Here is a 15,348-nt window from a genome sequence, read left to right on the forward strand (position 1 = left end):
AAGACCAGATCCAGAACCCCACACCCATAGGGTCTGAGCGCAGCTCGATCGCTCGACACACGAGGTCGCCCCGGGTCATCGACCCGGGGCGACCTTCGTGCGCGGAGTCGCGTGCGCGCGAGCCCATCGAGCATGATCGTCTCCATGCGAATGACGCCCCGCCGACTCGCGATCGGCATGACCCTCTGGATCCCGAACCTCTTCAGCGGCATCCGCGTGAAGCGGTTCTCCCCCGACTGGACGAGCGCGACCGTCGAGCTGCACGTCAACGCCTTCACGCGCAACTACGTGAAGACCGCGTTCGGCGGCTCGATGTCGGCGATGACCGATCCGTACTTCTTCATGCTCGTGCGGCACCAGCTCGGCCGTGATCACATCGTGTGGGACACCCGCGGCGAGATCGCCGGGAGGTGTACGAGCGCGAGAAGCGCCGCGAGGCACCCGCGAACTGACCGTCACGCGGCACGACTCGCGGCATCCGTTCAGCGAACCACGTCGTAGACCTGCTTCGCGACCCCGTTCGAGTAGGTCTCGTGCTCGGCGAGCTGCAGCTTGCCGGCTTCGCGCCCGTTGAAGAGGCGCTTGCCCTCGCCGAGTGCGACGGGGAAGACGAGCAGGTGATACCGGTCGACGAGACCGGCCTCGGCCAGCCCCTGCGCCAGCGTGGCGCTGCCGTGCACGAGGATGGTGCCGTCGCCGTCACGATGCTTGAGCTCCGCGACCTCGTCGAGCGACCGCAGCACCGACGTGTTGTTCCACTCGGGATCGCTCAGGGTGCTCGAGACGACGTACTTCGGCATGGCGTTGTACTCGGCGAACTCCTCCATCTTCGGCCACACCGGCGCGAACTCGTCGTAGCTGACGCGACCCATGAGCATCGCGCCGGCCTCGGACTGCTCGGTGCCCTTGATCTCGTAGGCCTCCTCCACGAAGGGGACCTCCTTGAAGGTCCAACCCGCGCGCGGGTGGTCGCCGCCGCCGGGCGAGTCGATGATGCCGTCGAGTGTGATGAACTCGGTGACGATGAGGGTGCGCATGACGTTCCTTTCGTGCTCGTGCGAGGCGGGGTATCCGTCTCATTCTGACGTCGAACGGCGGCGACGCGAGATCGACATCGCGCCGGAAGCTCATTCGAGGAAGGCGCGGATCGCCGCGATCACCGCTGCGGGCCGCTCCTCCAGCAGGGCATGGCCGGAGTCCGCGACCTCCGTCGCCCGCGAGCGCGGCAGCTCCCGTGCGTACTCGTCGGCGATGCCCGCATCGAGGTAGTCGCACTCCGGGCGCAGGATGAGCACCGGATGCCCCGCCAGCCGTTCGAGGCTCGATTCCGTCACGCCCGTGGGGTGTCCGGGTTCGACGCCCGGGCCGTGGTTCGCGTAGTGGCCGAGCCGCTCCGGGGCATCCGGAACCTCGTGACCGTCGCAGACGAGGCCCGCGGCGGAGGCGAGGTAGAGCTCGCGGTAGCGGGCGTCGGCCTCGGCGTCGGGCATGAATCGGTGCGCGACTCCGGGGTCGATGACCGTGAGCGCGTAGGCGAAGAGATTGCGCGGCTCGAGGGCGCGCGCGTACAGGGCGGCCAGCGCGCCCGGCGAGAGGCGGCGCTGCGGGGCACCCGGCGGCTGGGCGACCCCGTCCCACGGCACCGCGCCCGGTGTCAGGAACACGAGCCGCTCGACGCGGTCGGGGTGCCGCACCGCGAAGCCCAAGGCCACCGGCGCACCCCAGGAATGCCCGAGCAGGGTGACCCGGTCGGCGCCCGTGGCGTCGACGACGGCCTCGAGGTCGCGCACCGCGCGCTCGAAGGTGTAGTCGGCGGGGTCGTCGAGCCGGGCCGAGGCGCCCGCGCCGATCTGGTCGTAGACGACGAGGTCGCGGTCGGTCGCGAGCCGCGCGAGCACCTCCTCCTCTCGCACGGTCCACGGCACGCCGGGGCCGCCGTGCACGGCCACGATGGGAGCGGCGTCGGATGGGGCATCCGCCTCGACCGTGCGCACGGCGAGGAATGTGCCGTCGGCCAGCCGCAGCGCGCCGGGCGGCGCGGCCGAGGGGGCGGGCGCCGACGGCAGCACCACCAGCAGCGTCATGAGCGAGGCGACCGTGAGCGCGGCGCCGGCGAGCGCGGAGCGGTGCCGGAGGTCGCGGCGCCTGCACGCGCGCAGCCAGGTCCAGGCCGCCGCGACGACGACGGAGGTCGCGAGCGCGATGGCGATGGCGGCCGCGGGCGGCACGACGAGCACGGCCGCGACGAGCACGAGCGCGATCTGCACCGCGGTGATGAGCAGCACGACGAGGATGCGCCGGACCCACCGCCATGCCACGGCGGCCGGCCGGGCGCCGGATCCGACGACCATGTGGTCCATGCTGCCCTGCACCGGTGACCTGCACATCATCCCGTCGGGTGACGCAGCCGGCCTCGGGCCTGTCAACCCCGTGCGGTCGGCCGCCGCGATCGGGGAGGGTGGAACGGAAACGCACGGGAGCCATGAGAGGAGCGGCCATGGGCAGGGCGGACGACCGCCGACCCTCCGGCGACGGCGGGACGATCCCGACCGACACCGGTGCCGGGGCAGGCATCGGCAGCGTCGACGGCGTCTCGGGCGTCGGTCCGGAGGCGCGCCCGCCGAGTTGAGACGGCGGATGTCGCGCCGCCGGGTCGGCCGTCTACCGACGTTGCTCGGCCGACGCCTCCTCCGGCCCCGCCGGTGCGATCGCCTCGACCTGCTCGGGCGCCCGCCGCCGGGTGACGAGGAAGGAGCCGAGGAGCACCAGCACGAATCCGACGACGGTCCAGATGGTGAGCCGCTCGCCGAGCACGACGACGCCCGCGATCACCGCGACGGCGGGATTGACGTAGGTGATCGTGGTGGCCTTCACGGGGCCGATCTCGGCGATGAGGCCCACCATGAACAGGAACGCGAGCGCGCTGCAGACCACGGCGAGCACGATGATCGACCAGATGACCGCCGCCGACGGCATCGTGGTGGGCCATGCGCCCGTCAGCAGCACGAACGGCACGTAGATGACGGCGGTGGCCGCCAGGGACACCGCGACGACGCCGACGCCCGGGAGGTCGGACATCCAGCGGGAGAGGATCGCCGGACCGAGCGCGTACCCCACCACCACGATCGCGATCTCGCCGACCGCCACGAGATCGGACCCCGCGACATCCAGTCCCACGAGCGCGGCGACGCCGAGCATGCCGGCCGCGATGCCGATCCAGTTGACGCGGGAGAGCCGCTCGGGCCGGCCCATCGCGAACGCGATGGCCACGCCCGCGAGCGGCACGGTGGCCAGCAGCAGGCCCGCGGTCGAGCTGGGCAGGCGTTGCTCCGCCGAGCTCAGGAAGTACCACGGGATCACGATCTCGACGAGCGTGTAGGCCAGCATCGGCCGCCACCGGCGCACGACCTGCACCACCTCGCGTCGGAAGAACGCCAGCGGCAGCAGCAGGATCGCCGCGAGTGCCGAGCGGCCGAGCACCACCATGGCGGGCTCCAGCTCGCTCACGGCCACCTTGATGAACAGGTACGGGATGCCCCACGAGATGCCCAGCGCGATGAAGAGGAACAGCCCACGACGAGTCACCGACCCATTCTCGTCGGTCCCGCCGACATCGGCGCGACACGGGCCTGCCGACGCCCGGCGAATTCCTGCCGACGGACCGACCCGGGACCACGTCCGCGACCCACGGGACCCCGGGCGATCAGCGGCGGCGACTCAGCCCTTCGCGAGGAGCTCGAGCGTGTCGATGACGCGGTTCGAGAAGCCCCACTCGTTGTCGTACCAGGCGACGACCTTGACGTGCTTGCCGTCGACCCGGGTGAGCGCGGCGTCGAAGATCGACGAGTGCGGGTTGCCCGTGATGTCGCTCGAGACGAGCGGGTCCTCGGAGTACTCGAGCACGCCGGCGAGCGGGCCGGCGGCGGCCGCGCGATAGGCGGCGAGCACCTCGTCGCGCGTCACCTCGCGCGAGACGGTGGTGTTGAGCTCGACGATCGAGCCGACGGGCACGGGCACGCGGATCGAGTCGCCCGAGAGCCTGCCGTCGAGCTGCGGCAGCACCAGGCCGATCGCCTTGGCGGCGCCGGTCGTGGTCGGCACGATGTTCACGGCGGCGGCGCGGGCGCGACGCGGGTCGCGGTGCGGGCCGTCCTGCAGGTTCTGCTCCTGCGTGTACGCGTGCACCGTGGTCATGAAGCCGTGCTCGATGCCGGCGAGGTCGTCGAGCACCTTGGCGAGCGGTGCGAGCGCGTTCGTCGTGCACGACGCGTTCGAGATGATCGTGTGGTTCGCGGCATCGTACGCGTCGGTGTTCACGCCGTAGGCGAGGGTCACGTCGGCGCCGTCGGAGGGTGCGCTCACGAGCACCTTCCTCGCGCCGGCGGCGAGGTGGGCCTTCGCGGCCTCCGCGGAGGTGAAGCGACCCGTCGACTCGAGCACGACGTCGACGCCGAGCTCCTTCCACGGGAGGTTGGCGGGGTCGCGCTCGGCGAGCACCCTGATGCGGCGTCCGTCGACGACGAGCACGTCGCCGTCGACCTCGACCGGGCGGCCGAGTCGGCCGAGCGAGCTGTCGTAGCGGAGGAGCTGGGCGAGCGCCTTCGGCTCGGTGAGGTCGTTGACCGCGACGACCTCGAGGTCGGAGTCGCGCTCGAGGAGGGCGCGGAGCGTGTTGCGGCCGATACGTCCGAAGCCGTTCACGGCGATGCGGGTCATGCGAGCAGGTTCCTTTCGTTCCCGAATACCCGCCCACTCTGGTCGCGAGCTTCGGTACGTGGAAGTGGCCGGACAGACATGTGTCGAAAGGATCGCGCCAGTCTCGCGGCATCCATCGCCTCGCCCTCGGCGGCGGGCCGGCTGCCGTCAGCGGGACACCGGCACGAGCTCCACGTCGCGCAGCGACCCGGCATCCGCGACCGCCGTCATCATCGTGCACACGGGCTGACGGCGGCGATCGGTGGGCGAGCCGGGGTTCAGCAGCCGGATGCCGCGGGGTGTCACGGTGTCCCACGGAATGTGGCTGTGCCCGAACACGAGCACGTCGACGCCCTCGTGCACGGCGTCCATCCGGGCCTCGCGGCCCGCCTTCGGTCCGGTCTCATGCACGACGCCGAACCGGACGCCGTCGAGTTCGACGCGGGCGACCTCGGGCAGGCGCGCCCGCAACGCCGCGCCGTCGTTGTTGCCCCACACGCCGACGAGCCGGGCGGCGCGCGCCTCGAGGGCGTCGAGGGTCGCCACGTCGATCCAGTCCCCCGCGTGGACGACGACGTCGGCGCCGTCGACGGCGCGCCACACCTGATCGGGCAGGCGCTTCGCCCGCGCGGGGATGTGCGTGTCGGAGAGGAGGAGGAGGCGGGTGGCCATGTTCCATCCTGTCGCGACACGGCAGAATCGGTGGATGATCCCGTTCGAGCACACCCGCGGCGTCGGCTGGGCGCGGTTCTTCGCGTGGACGTCGGTGGGCCTCGGACTCACGGCCCTCGTCGTGTCGGTGACCGTGCCGCTCGCCCTGCAGTTGGGCCGCGTCGTGTGGATCGTGCTCTTCGCGACGTTCTCGATCTGGGCGGCGTTCATGGCGGCGCCGCGGTATCGCGAAGCCCGCGGTCGGGTGTCGTGGGTGGTCGTCGTCGGCGCGGCGCTCGGCATCGCGACGTTCGGGCTCATGGTGTACGCGGCGGTCGCGTTCATCCTCGCGGGGTACTACGACACGGTGATCCCCATGCTGCCGAACTGGACCGCGGGCGGCGGCACCCGGATCGTGCCCGGCGTCGTCGCCGCACCCGCTGGCTGAGGTGCTCAGCCCGCGGCCGCGGCGGGTGCGAACGTGTGCCGGTACTCGGTCGGGGACGTGCCGAGGATGCGGTGGAAGTGCAGCCGCAGGTTCGCCCCCGTGCCGAGTCCGACCCGATCGGCGACCTGCTCGACGCCGAGATCGGTGCGCTCGAGCAGTTCGCGGGCGAGGTCGATGCGCGCCCGCAGGATCCACTGCATGGGCGTGTAGCCCGTGTCCTCGACGAAGCGGCGCGAGAAGGTGCGCGGCGAGACGTTCGCGTGCCGCGCCAGGTCGGCCAGCGTCAGCGGCTCCTCGAGCCGGCCGAGCGCCCACTGCCTGGTCGCCGCGAAGACCTCGCCGAGCGGCTCGGGCACGCTCCGCGGCACGTACTGCGCCTGTCCGCCGCTCCGGTACGGCGCCGCCACGAGTCGCCGGGCGACGTGGTTCGACAGTCCGACGCCGTGGTCGCGGCGCACGAGGTGCAGGCACAGGTCGATGCCCGATGCCGCCCCCGCCGAGGTGAGCACGCTGCCCTCGTCGACGAACAGCACGTTCTCGTCGACCCTGACGAGCGGATGCTTCCGCGCGAGCGCGTGCGAGTAGTGCCAGTGCGTGGTGGCCCGCCGGCCGTCGAGCAGACCCGTCGCGGCGAGCGCGAACGCCCCCGTCGAGATCGCCGCGAGGCGCGCCCCGCGCGCGTGCGCCGCGAGCAGCGCCTCGACCACCGCGGACGGCGCCTCCTCGGTGTCGGGGTGGCGGTAGCCGGGGACGAACACGGTGTCGGCCCACGCGAGCGCCTCGAGCCCATCGGCCACGTGGTACGAGAGTCCGTCGCCGCCCGTGACCAGACCGGGCGCGGCGCCGCACACCCGCACCTCGTAGGGCATGCTCCGGCGGTTCGTGAACACCTGCGCCGGGATCCCGACATCGAGGGGCTTCGCTCCCTCGAGCACGAGCACGGCGATGCGGTGGTTGCGCTGGCGGGACATCCGAAGCTCCTTCGAGGCGCCTGACGGGGTTGGCTCGATGCCCACGATACGCAATGATCCGGCCATCCCATCTCGTCAACCCCATGGGGACGCCGAGCACCGCCGAGTAGCATCCGTCACGGGAGGCACTCGTGAGCGCTGAACTGGTCGTCGTCACCGGCGGCACGGGCTTCGTGGGGTCGCACTGCATCGTGCGGCTGCTCGATGCCGGGTACCGGGTGCGCACGACGCTGCGCTCGCTCGCGCGGGCCGACGAGGTGCGCGCCCTCGTGCGAGCCGGCGGCGCCGACCCGGCCGGTCTCGAGTACGCCCAGACCGACCTGCTGCACGACGACGGTTGGCGCGACGCCGTCGCGGGCGCGACCTTCGTGCTGCACGTGGCCTCCCCGTTCCCGGTACGCCAGCCGAAGGACCCCGACGAGCTCATCGCGCCCGCCCGCGACGGCTCGCTGCGGGTCCTGCGCGCGGCGCGCGACGCCCACGTGCGACGCGTCGTGCTGACCTCGTCGTTCGCGGCCGTCGGCTACTCCAGCCGACCGGATCGGCCCTTCACGGAGGATGACTGGACCGACCCCGACGACCCGGGCCTCTCGCCGTACGTGCGGTCGAAGGCGGTCGCCGAGCGTGCCGCCTGGGACTTCGTCGACCGAGAGGGAGGGGACCTCGAGCTCTCGGTCGTGAACCCGGTCGGCATCTTCGGCCCCGCCCTGGGCACCGACCTCTCGAGTTCGGTCGAACTGCTGCTCGCCCTGCTCAAGGGGAGCGTGCCGGCCGTTCCGCGCGGCCAGACCTCGGGCGTCGACGTGCGCGACGTCGCCGACCTGCACGTGCGCGCGATGACGCATCCGGATGCCGCCGGCGAGCGCTTCCTCGCGGTGTCGGGTGAGCCCATCACCTATCCCGACCTCGCGAGGCTCCTGCGGGACCGACTCGGCGAGGACGCCAGACGGGTGCCGAGGCTCGTGATCCCCGACTGGCTCGTGCGCGTCGGAGCGAGCGTCAACGCCGAGCTCCGCGCGGTGCTTCCCGAGCTGAGTCGATCGCGGCGCGCGTCGAGCGAGAAGGCCCGGCGAATGCTCGGCTGGCAGCCTCGGTCGCGCGACGAGGCCATCATCGCCTCGGCCGAGAGCCTCGTCCGGCTCGGACTCGTGTAGAGTAGGGGTACCCCATGGGGGTATCAACAGGATTCACTCGCCACACGAAGGGACGGCCATGACCGGCTTCCAGCGCATCGACCTCGGACTCACCGACGCGAACGCAGCCTGCAGCTGTTGCGCGACGGGCGACTCGCACGGCGCCGACTCCCACGGCTCCTCCTCGAGCATCGCCACGACGCCCACCCGCGCCGAAGGTGCGCTCAGCGCCGAGTTCCTCGTCGAGGGCATGACCTGCTCGCACTGCGTGTCGAGCGTCACCGAGGAGCTCTCCGAGGTCGATGGCGTGCAGCAGGTCGCCGTCGACCTGCGGCCGGGCGCGGCATCCGTCGTCACGGTGACGAGCTCCGGCCCGATCAGCGACGATGCCGTGCGCGCCGCCGTCGAGGAGGCCGGCTACACGCTGGCCGCGCAGGGCGCGTGAGCGCCGAGGCCCCGGCCGGCGGCGGGAGCGTGAGCACCGCCGCGCCCATCGAGCTCGAGATCGAGGGCATGACGTGCGCGTCGTGCGCCACCCGCATCGAGCGCAAGCTCAACAAGCTCCCGGGCGTCGAGGCATCCGTCAACTACGCGACCGAGAAGGCGCACGTGCGCGCGGCGGGGTCCGAGGCCCTCGACCCCGCCGAGCTCATCGCCGCCGTCGAGGCCGCGGGCTACCGCGCGACGCTCCCCCCGCCGCCCGTGCCGGCCGGGGGCCGCGCGCCCGCTCCCGCGCCCGAACGCGACGAGGTTCGGGAGCTCCGTCGCCGCGTGCTCGTCTCGACGGCGCTCACGGTGCCCGTGCTCCTCATGTCGATGATCCCGGCGCTGCAGTTCACGAACTGGCAGTGGCTCGCGCTCACGCTCGCCGCGCCCGTCGCCGTGTGGGGCGCGTACCCGTTCCACCGGGCCGCCGCGATCAACGCCCGGCACGGCGCCGCGACCATGGACACGCTCATCAGCGTGGGCGTCGCCGCGGCATTCGGCTGGTCGCTCTACGCGCTGTTCTTCGGCGACGCCGGCATGCCCGGCATGCGCATGACGCTCACCCTCTTCGGGTCCCCCGAGGCCGGTGCGAGCGAGATCTACCTCGAGGTCGCCGCCGCGGTCACGGTCTTCGTGCTCGCGGGTCGTTACGCCGAGGCGCGCGCCAAGCAGGAGTCGGGCGCCGCGCTGCGCGCCCTCCTGGAGCTCGGAGCGAAGGATGCCTCGCTCCTCCGCGACGGCCGGGAGACGCGCGTGCCCGTCGACTCGCTCGTTCCGGGCGACCACGTGGTCGTGCGGCCGGGCGAGACGATCCCCTCCGACGGGCTCGTCGTCGACGGGGCATCCGCGGTCGATGCGAGCATGCTGACGGGCGAGTCGGTGCCCGTCGAGGTCGCCGCCGGCTCCCGGGTGGTCGGCGCGACCGTGAACGTCGGCGGCCGGCTCGTGGTCGAGATCACCCGTGTCGGCGCCGACACCGAGCTCGCCCGGCTCGGCCGGCTCGTCGAGGAGGCGCAGACCGGAAAGGCCCCCGTGCAGCGGCTCGCCGACCGCGTCTCGGCGGTGTTCGTGCCGGTCGTGATCGGACTGTCGATCGTCGCGTTCGCCGGATGGCTGCTCACGGGCGCCTCGCTCGAGGTCGCGTTCACCGCCGCGGTCGCGACGCTCATCATCGCGTGCCCGTGCGCGCTCGGGCTCGCCACGCCCACGGCGCTGCTCGTCGGCACGGGCCGCGGCTCGCAGCTCGGCATCCTCATCCGTGGGCCGCAGGTGCTCGAGCAGACCCGTCGCATCGACACGGTCGTGCTCGACAAGACCGGCACCGTCACGACGGGCCGCATGCGCGTGGCGCTGGTGCAGGCGGTCGAGGGATGTCCCGAGCCCGAGCTGCTCCGCTACGCCGCCGCCGTCGAGGACGGCTCGGAGCACCCCGTGGCACGGGCGATCGTGGCCGCAGCCACGGAGGGCGGCGCGGGACATCCGGCCGCCGAGCAGTTCGCCGCGCACGCCGGACTCGGCGTGCAGGCCGTCGTCGACGGACGCCTGGTGGTCGCGGGCAAGCCCGGGTGGCTCGCCGCCGAGTGGTCGCTCGAGCTGCCGGCGTCGCTGGTCGCCGCGAGCGACGAGGCCGAGGCGCGCGGCATCACCACCGTCGTGGTCGCGTGGGACGGCGAAGTGCGGGGGCTCATCGGCGTCGCCGACACGGTGAAGCCCACGAGCGCCGAGGCCGTGGCCCGGCTGCGGCGGCTGGGCCTGCGGCCCGTGCTGCTCACGGGCGACCACGAGGGCGCCGCGCGGGCGGTCGCCGCGGACGTCGGCATCGACGACGTCCGGGCCGGCGTCACTCCCGCGGGCAAGCTCGAGGCGATCCGGGAGCTGCAGGCCGGCGGTCACGTCGTCGCGATGGTCGGCGACGGCGTCAACGACTCGGCGGCGCTCGCGGCATCCGATCTCGGCATCGCCATGGGCGGCGGCACCGACGCGGCCATCGCGGCGAGCGACCTGACGGTCGTCTCGGGCGACCTGCGGCTCGTGCCCGACGCGATCCGACTGGCGCGGCGCACCCTCGGCACGATCAAGGGCAACCTGTTCTGGGCATTCGCCTACAACGTGGCGGCGATCCCCGTCGCGATGCTGGGCCTGCTGAACCCGCTCGTCGCGGGCGCGGCCATGGCGTTCTCGTCGGTGTTCGTGGTGACGAACAGCCTGCGGCTGCGGGGGTTCCGGCCCGAGGCCTGACCCCCTCCGGTCGAGTGTGCACTCCCCGCCCCGCGGCGGGCGGGGAGTGCACGCTCGGCGTCTGGAGGCCCGAAACAGGTCTCCCGAGCCTCGGCGCGCACTCCGCATCCTCGGACGGCAGCACGTGCGCGAACCGTTCGGCCCGGCTGTCGACAACGAGTTTGAGACGCTGCCACACTGTCGGGACATCCCTCTGTACGGCGCGACTGCGCGCGCCGATCCGCGACCCGACGACTGGAGCACCGTGCCTTCCCGACCATCCGCTCGAACCCTCGCCCTCACGCTCGCGATCACCGCGACCGTCACCCTCGCCGCATGCAGCGACGGCGGCACGGGCGGCGGTGAGCTCACCTACGAGGACAGTCCGCTCTCGAAGTACCTCGATGCCGTGAACGGCGGGGCGTGGGACGAAGAGCGCTTCGCGAAGCAGCAGCAGGAGATCGAGGAGCTGGTCGCCGCCTGCATGGCGGACGAGGGCTTCGAGTACACGCCGGTCGACTCGTCGCAGACCATGTCGTTCGGCGCCGACCCGGAGGAACGCAACACCGAGGCCTGGATCGCGGCGAACGGCTGGGGCATGGTGCAGACCGAGGAGGAGATGGAGGCGCAGCAGGCGGAGGCCGAGGCGTACGTCGACCCCAACCAGCCCTATGTCGAATCCCTCTCGCCGAGCGAGCAGGAGGCGTACTACGCCACGCTCTACGGCACCCCGCCGACCGAGGAGGAACTGAACGACGACGGTTCCTACGAGTACAGCTGGGAGAACGGCGGCTGCAACGGCTTCGCCAGCCATGAGGTGCAGGGCGAGTCGTTCTGGGAGGACGAGCGGTTCGCGGGACTCATGGAGGAGATGGGCACGCTCTGGGAGGAACTGCCGAAGCAGCCCGAGATCGTCGAGCTCAATCGGAACTGGTCGGAGTGCATGGCCGACGCCGGGTATCCCGACCTCGAGCTCCGCTGGGACGCCCAGACGGTGATCTCCGATCAGATGAACGCATTCTGGGAGGGGCAGGAGAACCCCGAGGGTCCGAGCGCCGAGGAGCTCAGGGAACTGAAGGAGCAGGAGATCGAGATGGCGCTCGCGGATTTCCGCTGCGCGAAGAAGCTCGACTACGACACCACGCAGTTCACGGCGCAGTTCGCGCTCGAGCAGCAGTTCATCGACGACCACAAGGCCGAGCTCGACGAGCTCGTCGCCGCCTACGCCACGGGCGAATAGCGGTGGGGGCCGAATCGCCCGCTGAGCGGGCCGACCCCGCCGTCGCGGGCTGGCGGCGCGTGCTGCACGGCAACCGAGTGCTGTGGGTGCTCGCCGGCGTCGCCGTGCTGTCGCTTGTCGCGGGCGTCGGGCTCAGCTTCTTCGTGATCTCGCCGAGCCAGGCGGCGGCGAACGCCGCACCGCCGGAACCCGGGCTCATCACCGTGCCCGTCGAGCGACGCGTGCTCTCGAACGACGTCACGATCCGCGGCGACGCGGCGTTCGCCGACTCCGTCGAGGTGAAGCTCGAAACGGGCGACCTCGGCGGGCCGGCGGTCGTGACGGGTCGGGTTCCCGAGGTCGGCACGACGCTCGACGCGGCATCCGTCGCCCTCGAGATCGTCGGCCGACCGGTCATCGTGCTTCCCGGAGAGCTGCCCGCGTACCGAACCCTGCGCGTGGGGCTCGCCGGACCCGACGTGACCCAACTGAAGCAGTCGCTCGCGGCGATCGGCATCGACCCCGGCGACCGCTCGTCCGACGTGTTCGACGCGGCGACCGCCGATGCGGTCGCCGCGCTCTACGACCGCATCGGCTACCCGCTGCCCGACTCGCCCGACGGCACCGAGGAGGCCGTGCGTTCGGCGCGTGACGGCGTGCGCGCCGCCGAGGATGCGGTCGCCGCGGCCGAGCGCGACGTGAGCGCCGCCGCGACCGGACCGTCGTCGGTGGAACGGATCCAGGCCGACAACGCCGTCCGTGCCGCCGAGCGGGCCCTCGCCGACCTTCGGAACGGCGGCGGCTCCCCCTCGGAGATCGCGGCCGCCGAGGACGCGCTCGCCCTGGCGCGAGCCGAGCGCGATGCGCTGCTCGCGCCCCGCGACACGAGCGCCCAGCAGGTGGCGCTCGAGCAGGCCCGCCGGCAGCTCGCCGACGCCCAGGAGATCCTCGCCGACGCGCTCGACGGCACCGAGGCCTTCCTGCCCGTGAGCGAGGTGCTCTACCTCGAGGACCTCCCGCGGCGCGTCGACGAGGTCATGGTGCAGCGCGGCACGATCGTCACATCGGCGGCGATGCTGGTCTCGGGGGCGACGCTCGCCATCAACGCGTCGGCCGTCGAGAGCGACGCGAAGCTCCTGAAGCCCGGCGATGCGGCGACCCTCGCGATGCCCGACGGCAGCGAGCTCGCGGCCGAGATCACCTCGGTCGCGCCGCGCAAGGCCGAGGGCGGTGCATCCGCCGAGGGAGGTCCGCGCTACGACGTCGTGCTCGCCCCGGTGTCGCCCACCGACGAGCAGGTGCAGGCTCTCCGCGGGCAGAACGTGCGCGTGCAGATCTCGATCGGGGCCACCGAGGGCGAGGTGCTCGCGGTGCCGCTCGCGGCTCTCACCGCCGGCCCCGGCGGCGAGTCGCGCGTCGAGGTCGTCGACGGCGACGGCGACTCGACCCGCCTCGTCGAGGTCGAGACCGGTCTCGCGGCCGAGGGGTTCGTCGAGATCACCGGCGACGTCGAGGAGGGCGACCGCGTCGTGGTGGGCCGATGAGCCAGGCCTCCCCGGTCGTGGAACTCGTCGACGTGACCCGTTCGTTCCCAGGCCCCCCCGAGGTCCGGGCGCTCAAGAGCGTGAACCTCGCCATCGCCCGCGGCGACTACCTCTCGATCGTCGGCCCGAGCGGGTCGGGCAAGTCGACGCTGCTCAACGTGCTCGGCCTGCTCGATCGCCCGACCGTCGGCGAGTACCGCCTCGACGGCGTGTCGACCGGCGAGCTGAGCGAGGAGCAGCGGGCCGGACTGCGAGCGCGCACCATCGGCTTCGTCTTCCAGGCCTTCCACCTGCTGCCGCGGCGCACCGTGCTCGACAACGTGCTGCTCGCCACGCTGTACAGCGGTGTGCCCAGGGTCGAGCGGATGTCGCGGGCGACGGCAGCACTCGAACGCGTCGGCCTCGGGCACCGCATGGGGTTCCTGCCGACGACGCTCTCGGGCGGTGAACGCCAGCGGGTCGCCGTGGCACGGGCGGTCATCGCCGCTCCGCAGCTCATCCTCGCCGACGAGCCGACGGGCAACCTCGACCAGCGCACCTCCGGCGAGGTGATGGACCTCTTCGAGGAGCTCAACCACGACGGGCTCACGCTCGTGGTGATCACGCACGACCAGGCCACCGCCGACCGGGCGGCCCGCAGCATCCGCATCGCCGACGGCCGGGTGAGCGAGCTGTGAGGCGACCCCGCCTCCCCCGCCTCCGCGGGCGCACCGCCGCCCCCGAGGAGCCGACCGGCCCGCGCACGCCGCGCGCCGACCGATTCACGGTGCAGGACCTCCTCGTCGAGGTGAGTCACGGCATCGGCGGGCACACCGGCCGGCTCGTCATGACGACGCTCGGCACCGTGCTCGGCATCGGCTCGCTCGTCGTCACGATCGGCTTCGCGCAGACCGCGGCCGGGCAGCTCAGTCGTCAGTTCGACGCCGTCGCCGCCACCCAGGCCGTGATCTCACCCGCGTCGACGCGGTCGATGAACGGCACCGAGACGCCCAACACGCGGCTCCCGTGGGACGCGCCCGACCGGGTCGAACGGCTCGCCGGCGTGGAACGGGCGGGTCTCATCGGCGAGGTGCCGATCGGGGAACTCCAGATCACCGCCGTCCCGATCAACGACCCCTCGGCGCCCGAGGTCCTGAGCCCGACGCTGCTCGCGACATCCGACGGCCTGCTCGATGCCGTGCGCGGCACCGTCGTCACCGGTCGCTACTTCGACGCCGGGCACGAGCTGCGGGCCGACCGGGTCGCGGTGCTCGGCGCGCGGGCCGCCGAGAAGCTCGGGCTCAACCGCGTCGACAGCCAACCGTCGATCTTCGTCGGCGAACGCCCCTACACCGTGATCGGCATCGTCGGCGAGGTGCAGCGGCGCCCCGACCTGCTCGACGCGGTCATCGTGCCGCTCGGCACGGCACGCGCCGATTTCGGGCTCGTCGCGGCCGAGGAGCTGCAACTGCACATCGCGCCGGGCGCCGGGGCCCTCGTCGCCGAGCAGGCGCCGATCGCGCTCGACCCGAACCAGCCCGAGAACTTCGAGGTGCAGGCGCCGCGCTCGGGCTCCGAGCTGCAGGAGAACGTGCAGGCCGACATCAACGTCGTCTTCCTGGTGCTCGGGGTCATCGCACTGCTGGCAGGCGGCCTCGGCATCGCGAACGTGACGCTGCTGTCGGTCTCGGAACGCACCGGCGAGATCGGGCTGCGCCGCGCGCTCGGTGCGACCCGTCGCGACATCGCCGCGCAGTTCATGGTCGAATCGCTCGTGATCGGCCTGCTCGGCGGCCTGATCGGGGCCGCGGTCGGCGTCTTCGCGGTCGTGGCCGTCGCGCTCGTGCAGCAGTGGACGCCGATCATCGACCTGCCGATGGTCTTCGGCGCCGCCCTGCTCGGCGCGCTCGTCGGGCTCGGCGCCGGGGCCTACCCGGCACGCAGGGCCGCGCGGATCGAGCCGATCGCAGCCCTGCGCGGCGGGGTGTGACGAGCGGATGCCCCG

16 protein-coding genes are annotated in these 15,348 nt (G+C 72.5%); 10 read left to right on the forward strand and 6 right to left on the reverse strand.

Annotated elements, in window-relative coordinates; genetic code table 11:
- The first annotated feature begins 144 nt into the window (after positions 1-144).
- Positions 145-501 carry a DUF4442 domain-containing protein gene (locus EZM51_RS05820; RefSeq protein WP_248305494.1) on the forward strand — a complete coding sequence of 119 codons (357 nt, stop codon included), beginning with the start codon at positions 145-147 and terminating at the stop codon, positions 499-501.
- Here EZM51_RS05820 and EZM51_RS05825 read toward each other — a convergent pair.
- The gene (locus EZM51_RS05825; protein ID WP_136707322.1) at positions 483-1,037 is read right to left on the reverse strand and encodes a dihydrofolate reductase family protein; all 555 of its coding nucleotides are present in this window, start codon (positions 1,035-1,037) and stop codon (positions 483-485) included. The two genes, EZM51_RS05820 and EZM51_RS05825, sit on opposite strands and share 19 nt — an antisense overlap.
- Before the next feature lie 90 nt (positions 1,038-1,127).
- Complete coding sequence (locus EZM51_RS05830) at positions 1,128-2,351, reverse strand: alpha/beta hydrolase (protein WP_136707323.1); 1,224 nt, start codon at positions 2,349-2,351, stop codon at positions 1,128-1,130.
- A gap of 146 nt (positions 2,352-2,497) precedes the next feature.
- Between EZM51_RS05830 and EZM51_RS21195 the strand changes: the two genes are divergently transcribed.
- Complete coding sequence (locus tag EZM51_RS21195) at positions 2,498-2,629, forward strand: hypothetical protein (protein WP_282568130.1); 132 nt, start codon at positions 2,498-2,500, stop codon at positions 2,627-2,629.
- A 32-nt stretch (positions 2,630-2,661) separates the two neighbouring features.
- Here EZM51_RS21195 and EZM51_RS05835 read toward each other — a convergent pair whose 3' ends face one another.
- The 3 genes from EZM51_RS05835 to EZM51_RS05845 all read right to left on the reverse strand — a co-directional run bounded on the left by EZM51_RS05835 (position 2,662) and on the right by EZM51_RS05845 (position 5,367).
- Positions 2,662-3,585: an EamA family transporter gene (locus EZM51_RS05835; protein WP_136707324.1), complete on the reverse strand. Its 924-nt coding sequence runs from the start codon at positions 3,583-3,585 to the stop codon at positions 2,662-2,664.
- 132 nt (positions 3,586-3,717) lie between these two features.
- The gene (gene gap / locus EZM51_RS05840; RefSeq protein WP_136707325.1) at positions 3,718-4,716 is read right to left on the reverse strand and encodes a type I glyceraldehyde-3-phosphate dehydrogenase; all 999 of its coding nucleotides are present in this window, start codon (positions 4,714-4,716) and stop codon (positions 3,718-3,720) included.
- 147 nt (positions 4,717-4,863) lie between these two features.
- Positions 4,864-5,367: a metallophosphoesterase gene (locus EZM51_RS05845; protein WP_136707326.1), complete on the reverse strand. Its 504-nt coding sequence runs from the start codon at positions 5,365-5,367 to the stop codon at positions 4,864-4,866.
- Positions 5,368-5,401: 34 nt separating this feature from the next.
- Here EZM51_RS05845 and EZM51_RS05850 point away from each other — a divergent pair, with 34 nt between their 5' ends.
- Positions 5,402-5,794 carry a hypothetical protein gene (locus EZM51_RS05850; RefSeq protein WP_136707327.1) on the forward strand — a complete coding sequence of 131 codons (393 nt, stop codon included), beginning with the start codon at positions 5,402-5,404 and terminating at the stop codon, positions 5,792-5,794.
- 5 nt (positions 5,795-5,799) lie between these two features.
- Here EZM51_RS05850 and EZM51_RS05855 read toward each other — a convergent pair whose 3' ends face one another.
- Positions 5,800-6,765, reverse strand: a complete 966-nt coding sequence (locus tag EZM51_RS05855; RefSeq protein WP_136707328.1) for a helix-turn-helix domain-containing protein — start codon at positions 6,763-6,765, stop codon at positions 5,800-5,802.
- A gap of 131 nt (positions 6,766-6,896) precedes the next feature.
- On the opposite strand from EZM51_RS05855, the gene EZM51_RS05860 reads away from it, so the two are divergent.
- From EZM51_RS05860 to EZM51_RS05890, 7 genes are all read left to right on the forward strand, one after another.
- Positions 6,897-7,919, forward strand: a complete 1,023-nt coding sequence (locus EZM51_RS05860) for an aldehyde reductase (protein ID WP_136707329.1) — start codon at positions 6,897-6,899, stop codon at positions 7,917-7,919.
- 58 nt (positions 7,920-7,977) lie between these two features.
- Positions 7,978-8,343 (forward strand): heavy-metal-associated domain-containing protein, encoded by a 366-nt coding sequence (locus EZM51_RS05865; RefSeq protein ID WP_136707330.1) that lies wholly within the window; start codon positions 7,978-7,980, stop codon positions 8,341-8,343.
- A gap of 29 nt (positions 8,344-8,372) precedes the next feature.
- Positions 8,373-10,622: a heavy metal translocating P-type ATPase gene (locus EZM51_RS05870; RefSeq protein WP_282568131.1), complete on the forward strand. Its 2,250-nt coding sequence runs from the start codon at positions 8,373-8,375 to the stop codon at positions 10,620-10,622.
- Positions 10,623-10,866: 244 nt separating this feature from the next.
- On the forward strand, positions 10,867-11,841 hold the full coding sequence (locus EZM51_RS05875; protein WP_136707331.1) for a hypothetical protein: 975 nt from the start codon (positions 10,867-10,869) through the stop codon (positions 11,839-11,841).
- A 2-nt stretch (positions 11,842-11,843) separates the two neighbouring features.
- Positions 11,844-13,364, forward strand: a complete 1,521-nt coding sequence (locus EZM51_RS05880) for a hypothetical protein (RefSeq protein WP_136707332.1) — start codon at positions 11,844-11,846, stop codon at positions 13,362-13,364.
- Positions 13,361-14,041: an ABC transporter ATP-binding protein gene (locus EZM51_RS05885; RefSeq protein WP_136707333.1), complete on the forward strand. Its 681-nt coding sequence runs from the start codon at positions 13,361-13,363 to the stop codon at positions 14,039-14,041. Before EZM51_RS05880 ends, EZM51_RS05885 begins: the two co-directional genes overlap by 4 nt.
- An 89-nt stretch (positions 14,042-14,130) precedes the next feature.
- Positions 14,131-15,333: an ABC transporter permease gene (locus EZM51_RS05890; protein ID WP_248305524.1), complete on the forward strand. Its 1,203-nt coding sequence runs from the start codon at positions 14,131-14,133 to the stop codon at positions 15,331-15,333.
- Positions 15,334-15,348 lie beyond the last annotated feature (15 nt).

The organism is Agromyces sp. H66 (assembly GCF_004959775.1).
In the GTDB taxonomy this organism is placed as follows: domain Bacteria; phylum Actinomycetota; class Actinomycetes; order Actinomycetales; family Microbacteriaceae; genus Agromyces.

What these genes read in the sequence shown, in the direction of transcription:
- EZM51_RS05820 (WP_248305494.1), top strand. Translation starts at nt 145, where the DNA reads ATGCGAATGACGCCCCGCCGACTCGCGATCGGCATGACCCTCTGGATC.
- EZM51_RS05825 (WP_136707322.1), bottom strand. Translation starts at nt 1,037, where the DNA reads ATGCGCACCCTCATCGTCACCGAGTTCATCACACTCGACGGCATCATC.
- EZM51_RS05830 (WP_136707323.1), bottom strand. Translation starts at nt 2,351, where the DNA reads ATGGTCGTCGGATCCGGCGCCCGGCCGGCCGCCGTGGCATGGCGGTGG.
- EZM51_RS21195 (WP_282568130.1), top strand. Translation starts at nt 2,498, where the DNA reads ATGGGCAGGGCGGACGACCGCCGACCCTCCGGCGACGGCGGGACGATC.
- gap (WP_136707325.1), bottom strand. Translation starts at nt 4,716, where the DNA reads ATGACCCGCATCGCCGTGAACGGCTTCGGACGTATCGGCCGCAACACG.
- EZM51_RS05845 (WP_136707326.1), bottom strand. Translation starts at nt 5,367, where the DNA reads ATGGCCACCCGCCTCCTCCTCCTCTCCGACACGCACATCCCCGCGCGG.
- EZM51_RS05850 (WP_136707327.1), top strand. Translation starts at nt 5,402, where the DNA reads ATGATCCCGTTCGAGCACACCCGCGGCGTCGGCTGGGCGCGGTTCTTC.
- EZM51_RS05855 (WP_136707328.1), bottom strand. Translation starts at nt 6,765, where the DNA reads ATGTCCCGCCAGCGCAACCACCGCATCGCCGTGCTCGTGCTCGAGGGA.
- EZM51_RS05865 (WP_136707330.1), top strand. Translation starts at nt 7,978, where the DNA reads ATGACCGGCTTCCAGCGCATCGACCTCGGACTCACCGACGCGAACGCA.
- EZM51_RS05885 (WP_136707333.1), top strand. Translation starts at nt 13,361, where the DNA reads ATGAGCCAGGCCTCCCCGGTCGTGGAACTCGTCGACGTGACCCGTTCG.